The sequence below is a fragment of the Streptomyces sp. NPDC054842 genome (assembly GCF_053611025.1).
Genome location: NZ_JBSGZN010000006.1, coordinates 177,573 through 197,573, shown reverse-complemented (window position 1 = coordinate 197,573; position 20,001 = coordinate 177,573). Strand labels below are relative to the sequence as shown.

Genomic DNA, 20,001 nt, shown 5'->3' with positions numbered 1-20,001 from the left:
CGACAGCCGGCTCGGCCCGGCCCCGGCCACCCCACCGCCCGCCCCGGCCACACGCCCCGGCCGTGCGCCCCGCATATCCACCCCCACCCCTGGGCATACGGCACCAATGGCCAGCGCCGCAGCCACCAAGCACCGCCTACGCACCCGCATCCGCAACGCACCCCGCGCCCTGCTCCGGCGCCACCGCTCCCGCCGCGGCCACCCCGAGGTCGAACTGGTCCAGCAGCCGCACCCGTACACCCGCGCCCTGGGCCTGACGGCCGTCGTCCTGCTGGGCGCCTGGCTCGGCCTGCTGATCGTCGGCAACGTGCGCGTACCGGTCGGCCCGATGGACACCACGATGACGCTGCGCCCCTCCCTGACCGGCGGCACGAAGATCAACATCTCTCCGCTGGGAGCCCTGGAGCTGAGCAGCCACCAGGCCCCCATCCGCCTGGACGTGGACGTCGACCAACTGGACCCGGTCCGCTCCCAGGCGCTCGTGGACCACCCGGAACGGCTCTCCGGCCTCCAGGACGAGGTGACGCGCGACGTCGAGCACGGCACCGTCGACCTGGCGGTCCGCTCCTGCGTCGCCGTCGTCTCCGGTGCCACGGCGCTGGGCCTCGCGGTGTACCGCCGCCCCCGCCGGGCCCTCGCGGCCGGCGGCCTGGCACTCGCCCTCCTGGCCTCGTCCGGGGCGACCGCGTACGCCACCTGGAACCCGAAGTCGGTCCTGGAGCCGAAGTTCTCCGGACTGCTCTCCTCGGCCCCCTCGGTCGTCGGCGACGCCCGCAGCATCGTCAGCGAGTTCGACGTCTACCAGAAGGAGTTGGCGCGTCTGGTGACGAACGTGACGAAGCTGTACGACGTCACCTCCACGCTTCCGGCGTACGAACCGGACCCGGCCACCATCCGGGTGCTGCACGTCTCCGACATCCACCTCAACCCGGCGAGCTGGAAGATCATCGCCTCGCTGGTGGAGCAGTACGACATCGACGTGATCGTGGACTCGGGCGACACGATGGACCACGGCTCGGCGGCGGAGAACGGCTTCCTGGACCCGATCCCGGACCTGGGCGCCCCGTACGTGTGGGTGCGCGGCAACCACGACTCCGCCGAGACCCAGCGCTATCTGGAGCGCATGAGGAACGTGCACGTCCTGGACGACGCGAGGGCGGTCTCGGTGGCCGGCCTGCGCTTCGCCGGCATCGGCGACCCGCAGTTCACGCCGGACCGCACGGCCAGGGTGGGGGGCGACGCGGCCGAGCGGATGGCGGGGCTGCGGCTGGCGTCGGCCCTGGTGGACCAGAAGAAGGCGGGCACGCCGGTCGACATCGCCGTCGCCCACAACCCGGACGCGGCCCGGCAGACGGACGGCGACGTGCCGCTCGTCCTGGCGGGGCACGTTCACCACGAGGAGATGGAGGTCATGCCGTTCGGCACGAGGCTCCGTGTCGAGGGTTCGACGGGCGGCAGCGGACTGCGGGCCGTGGAGGGTAAGTACCCGGACCCCATCGAGGCGTCGGTCCTCTACCTGGACCGCGACACGCGCCGGCTGCAGGCCTGGGACGAGATCGAGCTGGGCGGCCTCGGCCTGACGACGGCGGAGGTCAGCCGCCACCTCCCGAAGGAGAACCAGCCCGGCGCACCCCGCTTCTCCAGCCCCTCACCGAGCCCCAGCCCCAGCCCCAGCCCCTGACGGGACCCGGCCCCCGGCCCGGGACCCGCCCCGGCCGACCCGCCGCCCCGAACCCACAGCCCCTCGCCCAACCCCACCCCCGACGGCTCGCCCGCCGCCCCCGACGACGATCACCGGTCCCCGCCGGTACGGGCCCCGTCCCGGCGCCGGCCCCCACCGGGACGGCCGCCGGACCCCCGCCGCCACCGGTGCTCCCGGCCCGCCGGAACCCCTCCGGAAACCGTTTTGGCGATACCTCCCGCCATCCCATATGCTTCTCACGTCCCCGACGCGCTGAGAAGCGCCCAGGCGGGCCGATAGCCCTCATCGTCTAGCGGCCTAGGACGCCGCCCTTTCAAGGCGGTAGCACGGGTTCGAATCCCGTTGGGGGCACGCAAAACCGTGTGCGACACTGTTTCACGCAGCCGCACACAACAGCTTGGTCCTGTGGAGCAGTTTGGAGTGCTCGCCACCCTGTCAAGGTGGAGGCCGCGGGTTCAAATCCCGTCAGGACCGCTGAGATTCCGCGAGGAATCTCGTGGCTGGGTAGCTCAGTTGGTACGAGCGATCGCCTGAAAAGCGATAGGTCGCCGGTTCGACCCCGGCCCCAGCCACCACCCGAAGGCCCCGTCCGCCAGGACGGGGCCTTCGTCGTACACGCGGTGACCCGCCCGGCCGTCGCGCCCCGTGCCGGTACCGCCACCGCCGCCTCAGGCCGCGTGCGCCGGCTCCCCCTCACGGCCGCCCGGATGCCGGTGCCGCCAGGTCCAGAACACCCCGCAGGAGACCAGGGCCCAGCCGGCCAGCACCAGGAACGGGAAGACGTGCTGGTGACCGGCGAAGTACACCGCCGTGTGCTGGGCGTTGACCGAGGCCCCCGGGGGCAGCCAGCGCCCGATGGTGCCGAGCGCGGACGGCAGCAGCGGCCAGGACACCGCGCCGCCCGACGAGGGGTTGCCGAGCAGGACCATCAGCCCCCAGGTGGGCAGCATCGCCCAGCGCCCGAAGAGGGTGTTGAACATGCTGAAGACCATGCCGGAGGTGAACATCGTCAGCGCGAGGATCAGCCAGGACTCCACGAAGGGCAGATCGAGCGCGCCCAGCACCCAGTCCACCACCACCGCGATCACGAACGCGCCGAGCAGGGCGTACGCGGCCGTGAACGCGATGCGCTCCAGGGGGTTCAGCGCCTTGGCGTGCACGCTGAGCTGGATCGCCCCGACGAAGCCGATGATCACGGCCGCCAGCGAGACGTAGAAGATCGCGAGGCCGCGCGGGTCACCCGCCTGGAGGGGCTTGATGTCCTTGACGGTGACCGCGACCCCGGTCGCCCTGCCGACGGCCGGCCCGGCCTTGGCGATGATCTCCGCGACCGAGGCGCCGGACGCCCCGGAGACGTCGATCCTGACCGCGCGCCCCGCGTCCCGCACGTCGAGGATCGCGAAGACCTTCTGGTCGTCCACCGCCTCGACGGCCGCCGCCCGGCTGTCGTAGGCGTGCATCCGCAGGGACGCGTCGAGCGCCTTCTCCATGCCGTCGACGAAGGCCCTGCCCCGCACCGTGTCGTAGGCGCCGGTCACCGCCGTCGGCACGTGCCGGGGCGTCGGGTTGGCCATGGTGTACGTGTACGAGCCGGCGAAGAGGCCCGCCGCCGCGGCGAGGATCAGCACCAGCACGGACGCGGGCAGGAACGGGGACTCCTTGAACGCCGCCCAACGCTCGCCCCGGGTGGGGGTTCTGCCATGGGCGCCGTGCGGCATCTCGGACATACGGACACGCTAAAGGCGCCCAAGGGATATTTCCTGACGGAACGGGAGGTTCCGTCGCCTTCTCCCCGGCACCCCGGCCCCTGCGGGCCCGACGCGCAAAAGCGTTCGCCACTCATTTCGCCGAGGTGAGATCCTGGATCGCGTATGTCTACGCATCCTGCCCCCGTTCTCGGCGATCTCGCCGCCCGCCTGACCGAGCTGTCCCTGCGCGACGCGCACCGGCTCGGGCGCAGGCTCGAAGGCGCGCGCAAGATCCGCAAGCCCGAGGCCCGGTCCGCCGTGCTCGCCGAGATCGACACAGAGGTCACCCGGGCCGAGACCCGCATGGCCGAGCGGCGCCGCCGCGTCCCGGCCGTCACCTATCCCGAACAGCTCCCGGTCAGCCAGAAGAAGGACGCGATCGCGGAGGCCATCCGTGACCACCAGGTCGTGATCGTCGCGGGCGAGACCGGCTCCGGCAAGACCACGCAGATCCCCAAGATCTGCCTGGAGCTCGGCCGGGGCGTCCGGGGCATGATCGGACACACCCAGCCCCGCCGGATCGCCGCCCGCACCGTCGCCGAGCGGGTCGCCGACGAGCTCGACACGCCCCTCGGCGAGGCCGTCGGCTGGAAGGTCCGCTTCACCGACCAGGTGAACCCGGACGGCACCTTCGTCAAGCTCATGACGGACGGCATCCTGCTCGCGGAGATCCAGACGGACCGCGAGCTGCGCGCGTACGACACGATCATCATCGACGAGGCCCACGAGCGGTCGCTGAACATCGACTTCCTGCTCGGCTACCTGGCCCAGCTGCTGCCCAAGCGGCCGGACCTCAAGGTCGTCATCACCTCGGCGACCATCGACCCGGAGCGCTTCTCGCGGCACTTCGGCGACGCCCCGATCGTCGAGGTCAGCGGCCGTACGTATCCCGTGGAGGTCCGCTACCGGCCGCTCCTGGAGGAGGACTCCGACGACGCCGACCGCGACCAGATCACCGCGATCACCGACGCCGCCGAGGAGCTGATGGCGGAGGGCAAGGGGGACATCCTCGTCTTCCTCTCCGGTGAGCGGGAGATCCGGGACACCGCCGACGCGCTCACCAAGAAGAACTACCGGTTCACCGAGGTCCTGCCCCTCTACGCGCGCCTCTCGCACGCCGAGCAGCACCGCGTCTTCCAGCAGCACACCGGGCGCAGGATCGTTCTGGCGACCAACGTCGCCGAGACCTCCCTCACCGTGCCGGGCATCAAGTACGTCATCGACCCGGGCACCGCGCGCATCTCCCGCTACAGCCACCGCACGAAGGTGCAGCGGCTGCCCATCGAGCCGGTCTCGCAGGCCAGCGCCAATCAGCGCAAGGGCCGCTGCGGCCGTACCAGCGACGGCATCTGCATCCGGCTGTACAGCGAGGACGACTTCCTCTCCCGCCCAAAGTTCACGGACGCGGAGATCCTGCGGACGAACCTCGCCTCCGTCATCCTGCAGATGACCGCGGCCGGCCTCGGCGACATCGAGAAGTTCCCCTTCATCGACCCGCCGGACCACCGCAACATCCGCGACGGCGTGCAGCTGCTCCAGGAGCTGGGCGCCCTCGACCCGGCCCAGAAGGACCCCCGCAAGCGGCTCACGGAGACCGGCCGCAAGCTCGCGCAGCTGCCCGTGGACCCACGGCTGGCCCGGATGGTCCTGGAGGCCGACAAGAACGGCTGCGTGCGCGAGGTCATGGTGATCGCCGCCGCGCTCTCCATCCAGGACCCGCGCGAGCGCCCCGCGGAGAAGCAGGCCCAGGCCGACCAGCAGCACGCCCGCTTCCGGGACGAGACGAGCGACTTCCTCGCCTTCCTCAACCTGTGGCGGTACGTGCGCGAGCAGCAGAAGGAGCGGGGCTCGTCCTCGTTCCGCCGCATGTGCAAGCAGGAGTACCTGAACTTCCTGCGCATCCGCGAGTGGCAGGACATCTACAGCCAGCTGCGCACGGTCGCCAAGCAGATGGGCATCCAGCTGAACGAGGACGACGCGCCCGAGCAGAGCGTCCACGTCTCGCTGCTGGCCGGCCTGCTGTCCCACATCGGCATGAAGGACGTGAAGGAGACCGGCGGCGAGAGCGGCCGGAGCACCGGCAAGAACGAGTATCTGGGCGCCCGCAGCGCGAAGTTCGCGATCTTCCCCGGATCGGCGCTCTTCAAGAAGCCGCCGCGGTTCGTGATGTCCGCCGAGCTGGTCGAGACGTCCCGGCTCTGGGCCCGCGTGAACGCGCGCATCGAGCCGGAGTGGGTCGAGCCGCTGGCCGGGCACCTCCTCAAGCGCACCTACAGCGAGCCGCACTGGGAGAAGGACCAGGCCGCGGTGATGGCGTACGAGAAGGTCACGCTGTACGGCGTGCCGATCGTGGCCCAGCGCAAGGTGAACTACGGGCGGATCGACCCGGAGGCCTCCCGCGAGCTGTTCATCCGCAACGCGCTGGTGGAGGGCGACTGGCGCACGCACCACAAGTTCTTCGCCGACAACCGCAAGCTGCTCACCGAGGTCGAGGAGCTGGAGCACCGCGCACGGCGCCGGGACATCCTGGTGGACGACGAGACGCTCTTCGACTTCTACGACCAGCGGGTACCCGAACACGTCGTCTCGGGCGCGCACTTCGACTCGTGGTGGAAGCACAAGCGCCACGAGGAGCCCGAGTTCCTCGACTTCGAGCGCTCGATGCTCATCAACGAACGGGCCGGCGACGTCAGCAAGGACGACTATCCCGACGCGTGGCGGCAGGGGCCGCTCAAGTTCCGCGTGACCTACCAGTTCGAGCCGGGTGCCGACGCGGACGGCGTGACCGTCCACATCCCGCTCCAGGTGCTGAACCAGGTGACGGACGAGGGCTTCGACTGGCAGATCCCGGGGCTCCGCGAGGAGGTCGTGACCGAGCTGATCAGGTCGCTGCCGAAGCCGATCCGCCGGAACTACGTCCCGGCCCCGAACTTCGCCCGGAAGTTCCTGGAGCGGGCGGTGCCCCTCCAGGAGCCGCTGGCGACGACCATGGCCCGCGAGCTGAAGCGCATGGTCGGCGTCCCGCTGACGGCCGACGACTTCGACTGGTCCCGGGTCCCCGACCACCTCAAGATCACCTTCCGGATCGTCGACGAGCGACGCCGCAAGCTCGCCGAGGACAAGGACCTCCAGGCGCTGCGGCTCCAGCTGAAGCCCCGGGCGCGCAAGGCGATCTCCCAGGCCGCCGCGGCCACCGCGGAGCGCGAGGGCGGACAGTCGCTGGAGCGCACCGGCCTGACGGACTGGACGATCGGCTCGCTCACCCGCGTCTTCGAGACGCGCCGGGCGGGCCAGCCGGTGAAGGCCTACCCCGCGCTCGTCGACGACGGGGACACCGTCTCCGTACGCCTCTTCGACACCGAGGCGGAGCAGCAGGAGGCGATGTGGAAGGGCACGCGGCGCCTGATCCTGCGCAACATCCCGGTGAACCCGGGCAAGTTCGCCTCGGACCGGCTGACGAACGCGCAGAAGCTCGCGCTGTCCGCCAATCCGCACGGCACCGTCCAGGCGCTCTTCGACGACTGCGCGATGGCCGCGGCGGACAAGCTGATCGGCGACTTCGGCGGGCCCGCGTGGGACGAGGAGTCGTACCGGAAGCTGTACGACCGGGTGCGTGCCGAGATCGTGGACACCACGGTGCGAACGGTCGGGCAGGTGCAGCAGGTCCTCGCCGCCTGGCAGGCCTGTGAGCGCCGCCTGAAGGCCACCAGGAGCGTCGCGCTGCTCGCGAACCTCGCGGACGTACGCGCGCAGCTGGACGCCCTCGTGAAGCCCGGTTTCGTGACGGAGACGGGCCTGCGCCGCCTCCCGGACCTGATGCGGTACCTGGTGGCCGCCGACCGGCGCCTCCAGCAGATGCCGACGAACGTCCAGCGGGACACCAGCCGCATGGAGAAGGTCCACGAGATGCGGGACGAGTACGCCTGGCTGCTGGAGCAGCTGCCGCAGGGCCGGCCGGTGCCCCAGCAGGTCCTGGACATCCGCTGGATGCTGGAGGAGCTGCGGGTCAGCTACTTCGCCCACGCGCTGGGCACCGCGTACCCGGTCTCCGACAAGCGGATCGTGAAGGCGATCGACGCGGCGGCCCCGTGACGGGGCCCGCACGCTGAGTGAGTTCGACCACCGGGCTCCTGCTCCTGTACAGTCCTTCTCGCAGCACAGCGAAGGAAAGTGCCGCGAAACCTGGTCCTGTGGAGCAGTTTGGAGTGCTCGCCACCCTGTCAAGGTGGAGGCCGCGGGTTCAAATCCCGTCAGGACCGCATGAAATCGAGAGCCCGGGTCTTCGGACCCGGGCTCTCGTGCGTGTGCCCGCCCAGGTCGGGGCCCTGCGGCAATCGCGGCCGCACGACGCCTTCTTGACGGCGCCTCGTTCCGCCGGTACCCAGAAACCAGGGCCCTGGACCTCTCGGAGGTGGCGGATGGCAGCGAGCGCCAGGCACGAGACGCGAGCCCTGCTGCGGGCCCATCTGGCGGCCGCCACGCAGTACCGCCACCTGACGCGGCACTGCCCGATCTGCCATCAACTCCTGCGTCTGGCGATGGAACCCGCCCCGCGGGACAAGGAGAGCCCCGAGACGGCGGCCGAGGGCGAGAGCGCCTCCCCGGCCTGACGCGGCCGGGCGCCCATCGGGGCCAACTCCCCTCTAGCGCACACCTCGCAGGGGCAACAAGGACCCCGACGTGTGACGGGTGTCACCGCATAAGTTTTCAGAAGGGCGGTACTTACGCCCCACCTACAACAGGTCGATTTTATATGTGCAATTGCACGGGCCCTCGGGGTGCCCCACAGAAGATCCGACACCCCTCCCCAGACTCCGACAAGGTCACCCACAGTCGGGCCGCGCGGCGCACATCCCGGTCAGAAGCGGGGCACATCCCGGGCCCATCCCGGGAGCAACAGGGCATAAAAAAGATCGCGCTGGACCCGGCGGAGTCCAGCGCGATCGACGACACACCCTTGGCGCCTGCTTGTTCAGCTGGGGCGTGGGTTCCGTTGGGGCGGGACCCGCGTCGCTTGGAGCTGTTGGTCCGGACCTGCGGCGGGTTTGGGGGACCAGCCGAAATGCCCGGTTATGCGGTTGTTCAGGCTTCGCTGCGCTGCTGGGGGATGCCCGCGAGCAATGCGCGGACCTCCGCCTCGCGGTAGCGACGATGCCCGCCGAGCGTGCGGATCGACGTGAGCTTGCCGGCCTTCGCCCACCGCGTGACCGTCTTGGGGTCGACGCGGAACATGGTGGCGACCTCAGCGGGGGTCAGCAGCGGCTCGGCATCAGGGGTGCGAGCGGTCATGAGCGGCCTCCTCGGGAGAACCGAACCTTCTCGGTTCTTTCCTCTAAATTCTGCACCTTGACCCGCGTTGCCCGAAATGGCGGACGCGAGTCGAGTCGGTTATAGGACGAACGGCTTGTCCTCGGCACTACAACTACACCATCTGTCCAGCCGCGTCGGCCAAACCGATGGAATTGCCCTCCCAGGTGTTCATCAGCGACGGAAGCCGATGGACCATGCCATAGCGGACAGTCACACCCCTGTGACGATCAGTCACAGGGGTGATCAGGAGTCACCAGACCCCCCATAGCGTGCAATGCTGAGATTCCACCCAAAGTCGGACGGACGGAGTCCTCCCCGGACTCCTTGTCCTATTTTGGCATGAGGAGGGGCAAGCGGCGCAAGGGCCGAGTAAGTGCGGTCCGTCACCCTTGCGACAAACGCCCGGATCGGGACCTACGTCCGTGCCGAAGGATCCCCCGCGCCGGACGGGAACCACGGGACGGCTGTGAAGACCGGCCCGTGGCAGGTCAGTCCACCACGGCGGCCGTCTCCTGTCAGCCCCTCAGTTCGCCGAGCGCCGGTCCCGGACGGCGCGCCAGCGCTCCACGAGCCGGCCGTACGCCTCGCCCGCCGCCGTCCCGTCCCCGGCGCGCAGGGCCGCGATGCCCTCGGCGACGTCGGCGGCCGAGTGGTCGCCCTCCAGCTCCCGGGCCGGCAGGACGTGCACCAGACCGCCGTAGTCCAGCTCGACGAGCGAACGGGGGTGGAACTCCTCCAGCCACCGGCCGACGTCCAGCAGGCCGTCGATGAGCGGCCCCTCCTCGATGGTGTCCTTGAGGGTGCGCAGGGCCCGCGCCACCCGCCGCCGCGCCTGCACCATCGGCGTCCGGTAGCGGAGCAGGGGCGCGTCCCGTCCCGACTCCCCCGGCCCCTTGTCGTACTCCCGCTCCTCGTCGGAGACGAGCACGAACCAGTTCAGCGGCACCTGCCAGGTCGAGGTGCGGATCCACGGGCGGGCGTCGGGGTTGCGGGCCAGCCAGCGCTCGTAGTCCTGCGTGGCCTGGTGGCGTACGAGCGGCGGCAGCAGGGCGTCCAGGACCGGGGCCGGGAACTCCTCCGCGAGCTCGCCCAGGGCCTGCCAGCCGCGCAGCCGGGTGCGCCAGGGGCAGACGCACACCACCCCGTCGACCTCCGCGACGAAGGCGTCCCCGCTCTCGTGCACCGGCACCGGAATCGGCGGGACGGGCAGCAAGTCGGCCAGGGAGCGCCGCAGTTCGTCCTGGTACGACGGACGGTCGGGGCGCCGGGCGTAACGGGCCCAGTGACCGCGCTCCGGCTCCGGGAAGGCGGCCAGCGGTTCGTACACCCGCAGGTAGGACGCGTACGGGACGATCACCGAGGACACCTTGGGCACCCCTGCTCCCTCCCCAGTCGACCAGCCGTGAAACCCGGGCACGCCGGGCGCTCGACCCGCGCGCGAGCGACCGGGAAAACACTCAAATCGTCCCACGGCCGTGAACGAACGTACTCCGGGAGAGGGTGATCCTGAACACTGCGCGGATGGCGGCCGGGCGCAGGCTCTAATCTCAAGCCATCGGGAGCCCGCCACCCGCACGGGCACCGCCTCCAACCGCCGCTACGTAGCTGGGAGTCACCACCGTGACCGACGTAACCAACGGCGTCCTGCACACCCTGTTCCAGTCGGATCAGGGGGGTCACGAGCAGGTCGTGCTCTGCCAGGACCGGGCCAGTGGCCTGAAGGCCGTCATCGCCATCCACTCCACCGCGCTGGGCCCCGCCCTGGGCGGTACGCGCTTCTACCCCTACGCGAGCGAGGAGGAGGCCGTCGCCGACGCCCTGAACCTCTCGCGCGGGATGTCGTACAAGAACGCCATGGCCGGCCTCGACCACGGCGGCGGCAAGGCCGTCATCATCGGCGACCCCGAGCAGATCAAGACGGAGGAGCTCCTCCTCGCCTACGGGCGCTTCGTGGCCTCCCTCGGCGGCCGGTACGTCACCGCGTGCGACGTCGGCACCTACGTCGCCGACATGGACGTCGTGGCGCGCGAGTCCCGCTGGACGACCGGGCGCTCCCCGGAGAACGGCGGCGCGGGCGACTCCTCCGTACTGACGGCGTTCGGCGTCTTCCAGGGCATGCGGGCCAGCGCCCAGCACCTGTGGGGCGACCCGACGCTGCGCGGCCGGACCGTGGGTGTCGCGGGCGTCGGCAAGGTCGGCCACTACCTGGTGGAGCACCTGCTCTCCGACGGCGCCGAGGTCGTGATCACGGACGTGCGGGAGGACGCGGTGCGCCGGATCGCCGAGCGGCACCCGTCCGTACGGGTGGTGGCGGACACCGAGGCGCTGATCCGGGTCGAAGGGCTCGACGTCTACGCCCCGTGCGCCCTCGGCGGGGCGCTGAACGACGAGTCCGTGCCGGCCCTCACCGCGAAGGTGGTCTGCGGCGCCGCCAACAACCAGCTCGCGCACCCGGGGGTGGAGAAGGACCTCGCGGACCGCGGGATCCTCTACGCGCCGGACTACGTGGTGAACGCGGGCGGGGTCATCCAGGTCGCCGACGAGCTCCACGGCTTCGACTTCGACCGGTGCAAGGCCAAGGCGACGAAGATCTTCGACACCACACTCGGAATATTCGCACGTGCGAAGACGGACGGGATTCCGCCGGCCGCGGCGGCCGACCGGATCGCCGAGCAGCGCATCGCGGAGGCCCGCTCCCGCTGACCGCGGACCCGCCCCTCGGGCGGCTGACACACCCTTGTCAGGGACCCGCCGACGCGTACTTCGAGAGAACTCTCACGTCCGTCGGCGGGTCGTGCGCCGAGAAGAGGTTAAAATCGCCGTTGACCAGCGGGGAAAGGGCACCTCGCGGGTTCTGGGCGAAGGCGCGTCCTGCGGGCGACGTACCGTATGGCCGCGGGCTCAGGTACCGTGGAAGCCCTACGGACCGGTCTCTCCACGGAGAGCCCGTTCCAGATCATGAACGCGTGTCAAGACTCTGGGGCCGTCGAGCCCCGTCACCGAGGGGGTCGAGCCATGGGGCGCGGCCGGGCCAAGGCCAAGCAGACGAAGGTCGCCCGCCAGCTGAAGTACAACAGCGGCGGGACTGACCTGTCGCGTCTGGCCAACGAGCTGGGCGCTTCGACTTCGAGCCAGCCGCCTAATGGCGAGCCGTTCGAGGACGATGACGAGGAAGACGACCCGTACGCCCAGTACGCGGATCTCTACAACGACGACGACGAGGACGAGGACGATCAGTCCGGTCCCCAGTCGCACCGTCGTGGCGCGTAGCGCTTGCAGCGGGCTCAGCAGGTTCCACGGCTTCCGTAGGAACTCGTAAGCACTTCACCCGGTCCGGGGCCTCAGCGCCGGACCGGGTTCAGTGCTGTCCCGGACTGTCTCAGCCGGCGTAGTCGCCCACGAGCGCCGCGCCCGTGGTGTGCTCGCCGCGCTCGGTGATCTCGCCCGCGATCCAGGCGTCCACGCCCCGGTCCGCGAGGGTGGCGAGCGCCGCGTCCGCCGACTCCTCGGGGACGACGGCGATCATTCCGACGCCCATGTTCAGCGTCTTCTCCAGCTCCAGCCGCTCCACCTGGCCGGTCCGGCCGACCAGGTCGAACACCGGGGCCGGGGTCCACGTCTCGCGGTCCACGATCGCGTGCAGCCCGTCCGGGACGACCCGGGCCAGGTTGGCCGCCAGGCCGCCGCCCGTGACGTGGGAGAAGGCGTGCACGTCGGTCGTGCGGGTGAGCGCGAGGCAGTCCAGCGAGTAGATCTTGGTGGGCTCCAGGAGTTCCTCGCCGAGCGTCCGGCCGAACTCCTCGACGCGCTGGTCCAGGCTGAGGTTGCCCCGGTCGAAGAGCACGTGCCGCACCAGCGAGTACCCGTTCGAGTGAAGGCCGGAGGACGCCATGGCGATCACCGCGTCACCCTTACGGATGCGATCCGCGCCCAGGAGCCGGTCGGCCTCGACCACGCCCGTGCCCGCGCCGGCGACGTCGAAGTCGTCCGGGCCGAGGAGACCCGGGTGCTCGGCCGTCTCGCCGCCGACCAGGGCGCAGCCGGCGAGGACACAGCCCTCGGCGATGCCCTTCACGATGGCGGCGACGCGCTCGGGGTGGACCTTGCCGACGCAGATGTAGTCGGTCATGAAGAGCGGCTCGGCGCCGCACACCACGATGTCGTCCATGACCATCGCGACCAGGTCGTGGCCGATGGTGTCGTACACGCCGAGCTGCCGGGCGAGGTCGACCTTCGTGCCGACGCCGTCGGTGGCGGAGGCGAGCAGCGGGCGCTCGAAGCGCTTGAGGGCGGAGGCGTCGAAGAGGCCGGCGAACCCGCCGAGGCCGCCGAGGACCTCGGGGCGCTGCGTCTTCCTCACCCACTCCTTCATCAGCTCGACGGCGCGGTCGCCCGCTTCGATGTCGACGCCCGCGGCTGCGTAGCTGGCACCTGTGGTCTCAGACATGGCTGTGAGAACTTTCGTGTCGTACAGCTGTAGTGCTGCGGAGTCTTACGGGCGACGGATCGCGTCGGCCGCGGCCGTCGCGGCGGGACCCGCCGCGAGCTCGGTCTCCAGAAGCTGCTTGCCCAGCAGTTCCGGGTCGGGGAGCGCCATCGGGTACTCGCCGTCGAAGCAGGCGCGGCAGAGGTTCGGCTTGGCGATGGTGGTCGCCTCGATCATGCCGTCGAGGGAGATGTACGAGAGGGAGTCGGCGCCCAGGGACGTGCCGATCTCGTCGATCGACATGCCGTTGGCGATCAGCTCGGCGCGGGTGGCGAAGTCGATGCCGAAGAAGCAGGGCCACTTCACGGGCGGCGAGGAGATCCGGATGTGGACCTCGGCGGCGCCCGCCTCGCGGAGCATGCGGACCAGGGCGCGCTGGGTGTTGCCGCGCACGATCGAGTCGTCGACGACGACCAGGCGCTTGCCCTTGATGACTTCCTTGAGCGGGTTCAGCTTCAGGCGGATGCCGAGCTGGCGGATCGTCTGCGAGGGCTGGATGAAGGTCCGGCCGACGTACGCGTTCTTCACGAGACCCGCGCCGAAGGGGATGCCGGAGGCCTCCGCGTAACCGATCGCGGCGGGCGTCCCGGATTCCGGGGTCGCTATGACCAGATCGGCGTCGACGGGGGCTTCCGCGGCCAGCTTGCGGCCCATCTCGACACGCGAGAGGTAGACGTTCCGGCCGGCGATGTCCGTGTCCGGACGGGCCAGGTAGACGTACTCGAAGACGCAGCCCTTGGGCTTTGCCTCAGCGAATCGCGACGTCCGCAGGCCGTTCTCGTCGATGGCGACGAACTCGCCCGGCTCGATCTCGCGGACGTAGGCGGCGCCGCAGATGTCCAGGGCGGCGGACTCGGAGGCCACCACCCAGCCGCGCTCCAGCCGGCCGAGGACCAGCGGGCGGATGCCCTGCGGGTCGCGGGCCGCGTACAACGTGTGCTCGTCCATGAAGACGAGGCTGAAGGCGCCCTTGACCTGCGGGAGGATCTTGGCGGACGCCTCTTCGATGGTCAGCGGCTTGCCGTCGTCGTCCACCTGGGCGGCGAGGAGCGCTGTGAGGAGGTCGGTGTCGTTGGTGGCCGCGACCCGGGTGGTCCGGCCGTCCTGCTTGGGCAGGTCGGCGACCATCTCGGCGAGCTGCGCCGTGTTGACCAGGTTGCCGTTGTGGCCGAGCGCGATCGAGCCGTGCGCGGTGGCACGGAACGTCGGCTGGGCGTTCTCCCACACGGAGGCACCGGTGGTCGAGTAGCGGGCGTGACCGACCGCGATATGACCCTGGAGCGAACCGAGTGAGGTCTCGTCGAAGACCTGGGACACGAGGCCCATGTCCTTGAAGACGAGGATCTGGGAGCCGTTGCTGACCGCGATCCCCGCGGATTCCTGACCTCGATGCTGGAGGGCGTAGAGCCCGAAGTAAGTGAGCTTGGCGACCTCTTCGCCCGGAGCCCAGACACCGAAGACGCCGCAAGCGTCCTGGGGGCCTTTCTCACCGGGGAGCAGATCATGATTGAGTCGACCGTCACCACGTGGCACGCCTCCGAGTGTAGGCGAGATCGAGTACTGGTCCGAATTGGGTACGGCGGGTGACCGGACGTCACACGACGGCCACGGCCGTCACGCTCCTGCCGTTTGCGCAGGTCAGAGCGGGGTTTTCGAGGCCGGAGCGGCCCACTTCCGGCCCTGCGGGGGGCGTGCGGGGGGTCTGCCGGGCGTCCGTGAGTGAGCCGTCGCACATCAATCTGGTGGTGACGGGGGTTCCGAGGGTGATATGTCCGTCGCGGACGGCGGCCCCGGCGCCGCCGCTCACCTCGTCAGCGGCAGCAGCCCCGAGAGGTCCGCGCGCTCCCCGCTCGCGCTGACCCTGGCCTCGTCCAGTGCCGTACGCCAGGCGATCCGGCCCGTCGCGAGCCTGATCCACGTCAGCGGGTCCGTCTCCACGACGTTCGGCGGGGTGCCGCGGGTGTGCCGGGGGCCCGGCACGCACTGCACGACGGCGAAGGGCGGGACCCGCACCTCCGTGGAGGCCCCCGGCGCCTTCAGGGCGAGGGCGTCGGCGAGCACCCGGGTGCAGGCGGCGAGGGCCTGCCGGTCGCGGGGGATGTCGAGTCCGGGCAGGGCGCGGTTCAGGTCGTCGGTGTGCACGACGAGTTCGACGGTACGGGTGACCAGGAAGTCGGCGAGGGTGACGGCACCGGGGCGGATGCCGACGATCCGGGTCTCGGGGGCGGCGGCCAGACGCTCGGCGAGGCGCTCCTCGGTACGGGCGAACAGCGTGTCGAGGTCCGGGGTGCCGGCGGCGAGCTCCCGGACGCCGTCGGCGATGGCCTCCGCGAAGCCGGCGCTCCCGAACAGCACGTCCGCGAGGGAGAGTTCCGCCTTGCGGGGCTCCTCCCCGTCCAGGGCGAGGCTGACGGCCTCCACGGTCGCCGTGATGTGGACGGCCAGCTCGCGCACGGTCCAGTCGCCCAGACCCGAGGGCAGCGCCGACTGCTCGTCGCCGAGCGCCCGTACGGCCTCCCGCACGTTGTGGAACTGCGCCGAGACGGCGGCGCGGATCTTGGCTTGGTCGTAGGTGCGCGTGCGTTTCCTGGCCGGTGGCATGGCCCTCAGCCTAATTCCCGACGCCCGGGGGCGACCGGTGCTCTCCCGCCGGCGGCACGGGGTGGGCGACCACCGGGAACCGCGCCGGGCGGCCGCCGGGACACGGCCCGCCGGGCCCCTTCCGCGTGACGGGCCCGGTCCCGCTCCTCACCGAACGGCGAAGGTCCCGCCCGGACGAATGCCCGGACGGGACCTTCACTCGCGTTCCGCCGCTCGGTCAGCGCCCCTGGCGGCAACCGGTGCGGCTGGGGACCGCCTACGCCAGCAGCGCGGGGATCGTCCCCTCGTGCGCCGTGCGCAGCTCGTCCAGGGAGAGGGAGAACTCGCCCTGGACCTCGACCGTGTCGCCGTCGACCACGCCGACGCGGGTGACGGGCAGGCCCCGCGCGCCGCACATGTCGTTGAAGCGCAGCTCCTCCGAGCGCGGCACGGCGACGACCGCGCGGCCCGCCGACTCCGAGAACAGGAGGGTGAACGCGTCCAGGCCGTCGGGCACGATCAGCCGCGCGCCCTTGCCGCCGAGCAGCGCCGACTCGACCACGGCCTGGATCAGACCGCCGTCGGACAGGTCGTGCGCGGAGTCGATCATGCCGTCGCGGGACGCCGAGATGAGGATCTCGGCGAGCAGCCGCTCCCGCTCCAGGTCGACCTTCGGCGGCAGACCGCCCAGGTGGTCGTGGACGACCTGCGACCAGGCCGAGCCGCCGAACTCCTCGCGGGTGTCACCGAGCAGGTAGAGGAGCTGGCCCTCCTCCTGGAAGGCGACCGGCGTACGGCGGGCGACGTCGTCGATGACACCGAGCACGGCCACGACCGGCGTCGGGTGGATGGCGGCCTCGCCCGTCTGGTTGTACAGCGAGACGTTGCCGCCGGTCACCGGGGTGCCGAGCTGCTGACAGCCGTCGGCCAGACCGCGGATCGCCTCGGCGAACTGCCACATGACGGCCGGGTCCTCGGGCGAACCGAAGTTCAGGCAGTCGGAGACGGCCAGCGGCCTGGCGCCGGTCGTCGCCACGTTGCGGTACGCCTCGGCCAGCGCGAGCTGCGCGCCGGTGTACGGGTCGAGCTTGGCGTAGCGGCCGTTGCCGTCCGTGGCGATGGCGACGCCGAGTCCGGTCTCCTCGTCGATGCGGATCATGCCCGAGTCCTCGGGCTGCGCCAGCACCGTGTTGCCCTGCACGAAATGGTCGTACTGGGAGGTGATCCAGGACTTGGACGCCTGGTTCGGCGAGGAGACGAGCGCGAGGACCTGCTCCTTGAGCTCGTCGGACGTGGCGGGCCGGGGCAGCTTGTTCGCGTCGTCGGCCTGGAGGGCGTCCTGCCACTCGGGACGGGCGTACGGGCGCTCGTAGACCGGGCCGTCGTGCGCGACCGTGCGCGGGTCGACGTCGACGATCTTGCCGCCGTGCCAGTAAATCTCCAGGCGGTCGCCGTCGGTGACCTCACCGATGACGGTCGCGATGACGTCCCACTTGTCGCAGATCTCCAGGAACCGGTCGACCTTCTCCGGCTCGACGACCGCGCACATGCGTTCCTGCGACTCGCTCATGAGGATCTCCTCGGGCGAGAGCGTGGAGTCGCGCAGCGGCACGTCGTCCAGGGTGACCCGCATGCCGCCGGAGCCGTTGGAGGCGAGCTCGGAGGTGGCGCAGGACAGGCCAGCGGCGCCGAGGTCCTGGATGCCGACGACCAGCTTCTCGGCGAAGGCCTCCAGGGTGCACTCGATGAGGAGCTTCTCCTGGAAGGGGTCGCCGACCTGGACGGCGGGGCGCTTCGAGGGCTTGGCGTCGTCGAAGGTCTCCGAGGCCAGGATCGAGGCGCCGCCGATGCCGTCGCCGCCGGTGCGGGCCCCGTAGAGGATGACCTTGTTGCCGGTGCCGGACGCCTTCGCGAGGTGGATGTCCTCGTGCCGCATCACGCCGATGGCCCCGGCGTTGACCAGCGGGTTGCCCTGGTAGCAGGCGTCGAAGACGACCTCGCCGCCGATGTTCGGCAGGCCCAGGCAGTTGCCGTAGCCGCCGATGCCGGCGACGACGCCGGGCAGGACGCGCTTGGTGTCGGGGTGGTCGGCCGCGCCGAAGCGCAGCGGGTCCACGACCGCGACCGGGCGGGCGCCCATCGCGATGATGTCGCGGACGATGCCGCCGACACCGGTCGCGGCGCCCTGGTACGGCTCCACGTACGACGGGTGGTTGTGCGACTCGACCTTGAAGGTGACCGCGTAGCCCTGGCCGACGTCGACGACTCCGGCGTTCTCGCCGATGCCGACGAGCAGCGCGTCGGACTGCGGGGCCTTCTCGCCGAACTGGCGCAGGTGGACCTTGGAGGACTTGTACGAGCAGTGCTCGGACCACATGACCGAGTACATGGCGAGTTCGGCGCCGGTGGGCCGGCGGCCGAGGATCTCCACGACCCGCTCGTACTCGTCCTTCTTGAGGCCCAGTTCGGCCCAGGGCAGCTCGACGTCAGGGGTGGCGGCCGCGTTCTCGACCGTGTCCAGAGGCGTGCGGCTCATGCGGTGACCAGCTTCTTGAGGATCGAGGTGAAGAAGGGGAGGCCGTCGGTGCGGCCGCTGCCGATGAGCGGCTCGACGGCGTGCTCGGGGTGCGGCATGAGGCCGACCACGTTCCCGGCCTCGTTCGTGATCCCGGCGATGTCGCGGAGCGAGCCGTTCGGATTGAAGTCGACATAGCGGAACGCGACCCGCCCCTCGGCCTCCAGCTGGTCGAGGGTGCGCTCGTCGGCGACGTACCGCCCGTCCATGTTCTTCAGCGGGATGTGGATCTCCTGGCCGGACTCGTAGTCCGTGGTCCAGGCGGTGTCCGCGTTCTCCACCCGCAGCTTCTGGTCGCGGCAGATGAAGTGGAGGTGGTCGTTGCCGAGCATGGCGCCGGGCAGCAGGTGGGCCTCGGTGAGGATCTGGAAGCCGTTGCAGATGCCGAGGACCGGCATTCCGGACTTCGCCTGCTCGATCAGCGGCTCCATCACGGGCGAGAAGCGGGCGATGGCGCCGGCGCGCAGATAGTCGCCGTAGGAGAAACCCCCGCACAGCACCACGGCGTCGACCTGCTTGAGGTCCTTGTCCTTGTGCCAGAGAGCGACGGGTTCGGCACCGGCGAGCCGGATCGCGCGCTGCGTGTCCCGGTCGTCGAGGCTGCCCGGAAAGGTGACGACTCCAATACGAGCGGTCACTTCTCTTCCTCCACCTTCACGGTGAAGTCCTCGATCACGGTGTTGGCGAGGAAGGATTCCGCCAGTTCGTGGATGCGGGCGAGAGCGGCGTCGTCCACCGGTCCGTCCACTTCGAGTTCGAAACGCTTTCCCTGACGTACGTCGGAGACACCGTCGAAACCGAGGCGCGGCAGTGCACGCTGCACCGCCTGGCCCTGGGGGTCGAGGATCTCCGGCTTGAGCATGACGTCGACTACGACGCGTGCCACTGGCACTCCCGGTGTGTGGTGCTGAGCAGGTCCCTTCAGACTACCCGTACAAAATTTCTACTCGCGTAGATTCGTAGAATCCTACGTGACCCCGATCACGATCCGGCATCGGCGCGAGGGCGCCCACGGAAAATCCTGGGAAAAACCGCAGAAGACCGGTGGCAGCCCATTGCCTCTGGACACGCGGAAGGATTTAGTCGGGCTTCACAATGCAATGCCGGGCACTGTACAAAGGAAAAGGCAATAGCCGATACTTTGCCCAATAACAGCCGGACAGTCGGCATCTCTCCGCCTACTTCACGACGTCGGAGCACGTCATGACGCGTGATCGCGGAGGTGTCGCACGAAGGGACCGATATTCGTGGCGCAGCGTGTCGTGGTCACTCTCTTTGACGACATCGACGGCTCGGAAGCGGCGGAGACGATCGCCTTCGGACTCGACGGCAAGTCGTACGAGATCGACCTCAATCCCGCCAATGCAGAGAAACTGCGTGAGGCTCTCGCGCCCTACGTCGAGGCCGGCCGCAAGCGCGCCAGGTCCGGCAAGGCGTACACGCACACGGCGTTGACCCCGGACCCCGCCGCCGTCCGGGCCTGGGCCCGCTCCAACAAGCTGGACGTGCCGCCGCGCGGCCGCATCCCGCAGAAGGTCTACGAGGCGTTCGCCGAGGCGCACTGAACCGGCGTCCCTCGTTCGGGGGACGCGGCCTCCCG

Annotated in this window: 15 protein-coding genes and 4 tRNA genes; 10 read left to right on the top strand and 9 right to left on the bottom strand. The window is 70.3% G+C overall.

The features are described from left to right. The first annotated feature begins 106 nt into the window (after positions 1-106). The 4 genes from ACWGIS_RS07360 to ACWGIS_RS07345 all read left to right on the top strand — a co-directional run bounded on the left by ACWGIS_RS07360 (position 107) and on the right by ACWGIS_RS07345 (position 2,277). The gene (locus tag ACWGIS_RS07360) at positions 107-1,681 is read left to right on the top strand and encodes a metallophosphoesterase family protein (protein WP_453361409.1); all 1,575 of its coding nucleotides are present in this window, start codon (positions 107-109) and stop codon (positions 1,679-1,681) included. Between the two features lie 299 nt (positions 1,682-1,980). Further along, a tRNA-Glu gene (locus tag ACWGIS_RS07355) sits at positions 1,981-2,053 on the top strand. Positions 2,054-2,101: 48 nt separating this feature from the next. After that, positions 2,102-2,176, top strand: a tRNA-Asp gene (locus tag ACWGIS_RS07350). 24 nt (positions 2,177-2,200) lie between these two features. Beyond that, positions 2,201-2,277 (top strand) — tRNA-Phe (locus ACWGIS_RS07345). A gap of 93 nt (positions 2,278-2,370) precedes the next feature. On the opposite strand, the gene ACWGIS_RS07340 is transcribed toward ACWGIS_RS07345, so the two are convergent. Then, positions 2,371-3,429 carry an ABC transporter permease gene (locus ACWGIS_RS07340; RefSeq protein WP_453361408.1) on the bottom strand — a complete coding sequence of 353 codons (1,059 nt, stop codon included), beginning with the start codon at positions 3,427-3,429 and terminating at the stop codon, positions 2,371-2,373. A gap of 144 nt (positions 3,430-3,573) precedes the next feature. On the opposite strand from ACWGIS_RS07340, the gene hrpA reads away from it, so the two are divergent. The 3 genes from hrpA to ACWGIS_RS07325 all read left to right on the top strand — a co-directional run bounded on the left by hrpA (position 3,574) and on the right by ACWGIS_RS07325 (position 8,060). Further along, positions 3,574-7,542: an ATP-dependent RNA helicase HrpA gene (gene hrpA, locus ACWGIS_RS07335; RefSeq protein WP_453361407.1), complete on the top strand. Its 3,969-nt coding sequence runs from the start codon at positions 3,574-3,576 to the stop codon at positions 7,540-7,542. Between the two features lie 92 nt (positions 7,543-7,634). Beyond that, positions 7,635-7,709, top strand: a tRNA-Asp gene (locus tag ACWGIS_RS07330). Positions 7,710-7,868: 159 nt separating this feature from the next. Further along, positions 7,869-8,060, top strand: a complete 192-nt coding sequence (locus tag ACWGIS_RS07325; protein ID WP_453361406.1) for a DUF6274 family protein — start codon at positions 7,869-7,871, stop codon at positions 8,058-8,060. Positions 8,061-8,532: 472 nt separating this feature from the next. Here ACWGIS_RS07325 and bldC read toward each other — a convergent pair whose 3' ends face one another. Both bldC and ACWGIS_RS07315 read right to left on the bottom strand, forming a co-directional pair. Next, complete coding sequence (gene bldC / locus ACWGIS_RS07320) at positions 8,533-8,739, bottom strand: developmental transcriptional regulator BldC (RefSeq protein ID WP_003949541.1); 207 nt, start codon at positions 8,737-8,739, stop codon at positions 8,533-8,535. 544 nt (positions 8,740-9,283) lie between these two features. Beyond that, a complete protein-coding gene (locus ACWGIS_RS07315; protein ID WP_453361405.1) occupies positions 9,284-10,135 on the bottom strand; it encodes a hypothetical protein in 852 nt (283 codons plus the stop codon). 245 nt (positions 10,136-10,380) lie between these two features. On the opposite strand from ACWGIS_RS07315, the gene ACWGIS_RS07310 reads away from it, so the two are divergent. Both ACWGIS_RS07310 and ACWGIS_RS07305 read left to right on the top strand, forming a co-directional pair. Beyond that, on the top strand, positions 10,381-11,463 hold the full coding sequence (locus tag ACWGIS_RS07310) for a Leu/Phe/Val dehydrogenase (protein ID WP_453361404.1): 1,083 nt from the start codon (positions 10,381-10,383) through the stop codon (positions 11,461-11,463). A 312-nt stretch (positions 11,464-11,775) separates the two neighbouring features. After that, positions 11,776-12,030, top strand: coding sequence for a DUF3073 domain-containing protein (locus ACWGIS_RS07305; protein WP_355791219.1), 255 nt, complete (start codon positions 11,776-11,778; stop codon positions 12,028-12,030). Positions 12,031-12,139: 109 nt separating this feature from the next. On the opposite strand, the gene purM is transcribed toward ACWGIS_RS07305, so the two are convergent. The 6 genes from purM to purS all read right to left on the bottom strand — a co-directional run bounded on the left by purM (position 12,140) and on the right by purS (position 19,287). Further along, positions 12,140-13,207 (bottom strand): phosphoribosylformylglycinamidine cyclo-ligase, encoded by a 1,068-nt coding sequence (gene purM / locus ACWGIS_RS07300; RefSeq protein ID WP_453361403.1) that lies wholly within the window; start codon positions 13,205-13,207, stop codon positions 12,140-12,142. A gap of 45 nt (positions 13,208-13,252) precedes the next feature. Beyond that, on the bottom strand, positions 13,253-14,779 hold the full coding sequence (purF, locus tag ACWGIS_RS07295) for an amidophosphoribosyltransferase (RefSeq protein ID WP_453361402.1): 1,527 nt from the start codon (positions 14,777-14,779) through the stop codon (positions 13,253-13,255). 270 nt (positions 14,780-15,049) lie between these two features. After that, entirely contained in the window at positions 15,050-15,847 is a 798-nt protein-coding gene (locus ACWGIS_RS07290; protein ID WP_453361401.1) for a sterol carrier family protein, read from the bottom strand. A gap of 256 nt (positions 15,848-16,103) precedes the next feature. Further along, a complete protein-coding gene (gene purL, locus ACWGIS_RS07285) occupies positions 16,104-18,362 on the bottom strand; it encodes a phosphoribosylformylglycinamidine synthase subunit PurL (protein WP_453361400.1) in 2,259 nt (752 codons plus the stop codon). Continuing rightward, positions 18,359-19,039, bottom strand: coding sequence for a phosphoribosylformylglycinamidine synthase subunit PurQ (gene purQ, locus ACWGIS_RS07280; RefSeq protein WP_453361399.1), 681 nt, complete (start codon positions 19,037-19,039; stop codon positions 18,359-18,361). The genes purL and purQ overlap by 4 nt, the downstream gene beginning before the upstream one ends. Further along, positions 19,036-19,287 (bottom strand): phosphoribosylformylglycinamidine synthase subunit PurS, encoded by a 252-nt coding sequence (gene purS / locus ACWGIS_RS07275; protein WP_121404865.1) that lies wholly within the window; start codon positions 19,285-19,287, stop codon positions 19,036-19,038. Before purS ends, purQ begins: the two co-directional genes overlap by 4 nt. A gap of 361 nt (positions 19,288-19,648) precedes the next feature. Here purS and ACWGIS_RS07270 point away from each other — a divergent pair, with 361 nt between their 5' ends. After that, on the top strand, positions 19,649-19,966 hold the full coding sequence (locus tag ACWGIS_RS07270; protein ID WP_355788774.1) for a histone-like nucleoid-structuring protein Lsr2: 318 nt from the start codon (positions 19,649-19,651) through the stop codon (positions 19,964-19,966). Positions 19,967-20,001 lie beyond the last annotated feature (35 nt).

What these genes read in the sequence shown, in the direction of transcription:
- ACWGIS_RS07290 (WP_453361401.1), bottom strand. Translation starts at nt 15,847, where the DNA reads ATGCCACCGGCCAGGAAACGCACGCGCACCTACGACCAAGCCAAGATC.
- bldC (WP_003949541.1), bottom strand. Translation starts at nt 8,739, where the DNA reads ATGACCGCTCGCACCCCTGATGCCGAGCCGCTGCTGACCCCCGCTGAG.
- purL (WP_453361400.1), bottom strand. Translation starts at nt 18,362, where the DNA reads ATGAGCCGCACGCCTCTGGACACGGTCGAGAACGCGGCCGCCACCCCT.
- ACWGIS_RS07305 (WP_355791219.1), top strand. Translation starts at nt 11,776, where the DNA reads ATGGGGCGCGGCCGGGCCAAGGCCAAGCAGACGAAGGTCGCCCGCCAG.
- ACWGIS_RS07360 (WP_453361409.1), top strand. Translation starts at nt 107, where the DNA reads ATGGCCAGCGCCGCAGCCACCAAGCACCGCCTACGCACCCGCATCCGC.
- ACWGIS_RS07325 (WP_453361406.1), top strand. Translation starts at nt 7,869, where the DNA reads ATGGCAGCGAGCGCCAGGCACGAGACGCGAGCCCTGCTGCGGGCCCAT.
- purM (WP_453361403.1), bottom strand. Translation starts at nt 13,207, where the DNA reads ATGTCTGAGACCACAGGTGCCAGCTACGCAGCCGCGGGCGTCGACATC.
- ACWGIS_RS07340 (WP_453361408.1), bottom strand. Translation starts at nt 3,429, where the DNA reads ATGTCCGAGATGCCGCACGGCGCCCATGGCAGAACCCCCACCCGGGGC.
- hrpA (WP_453361407.1), top strand. Translation starts at nt 3,574, where the DNA reads ATGTCTACGCATCCTGCCCCCGTTCTCGGCGATCTCGCCGCCCGCCTG.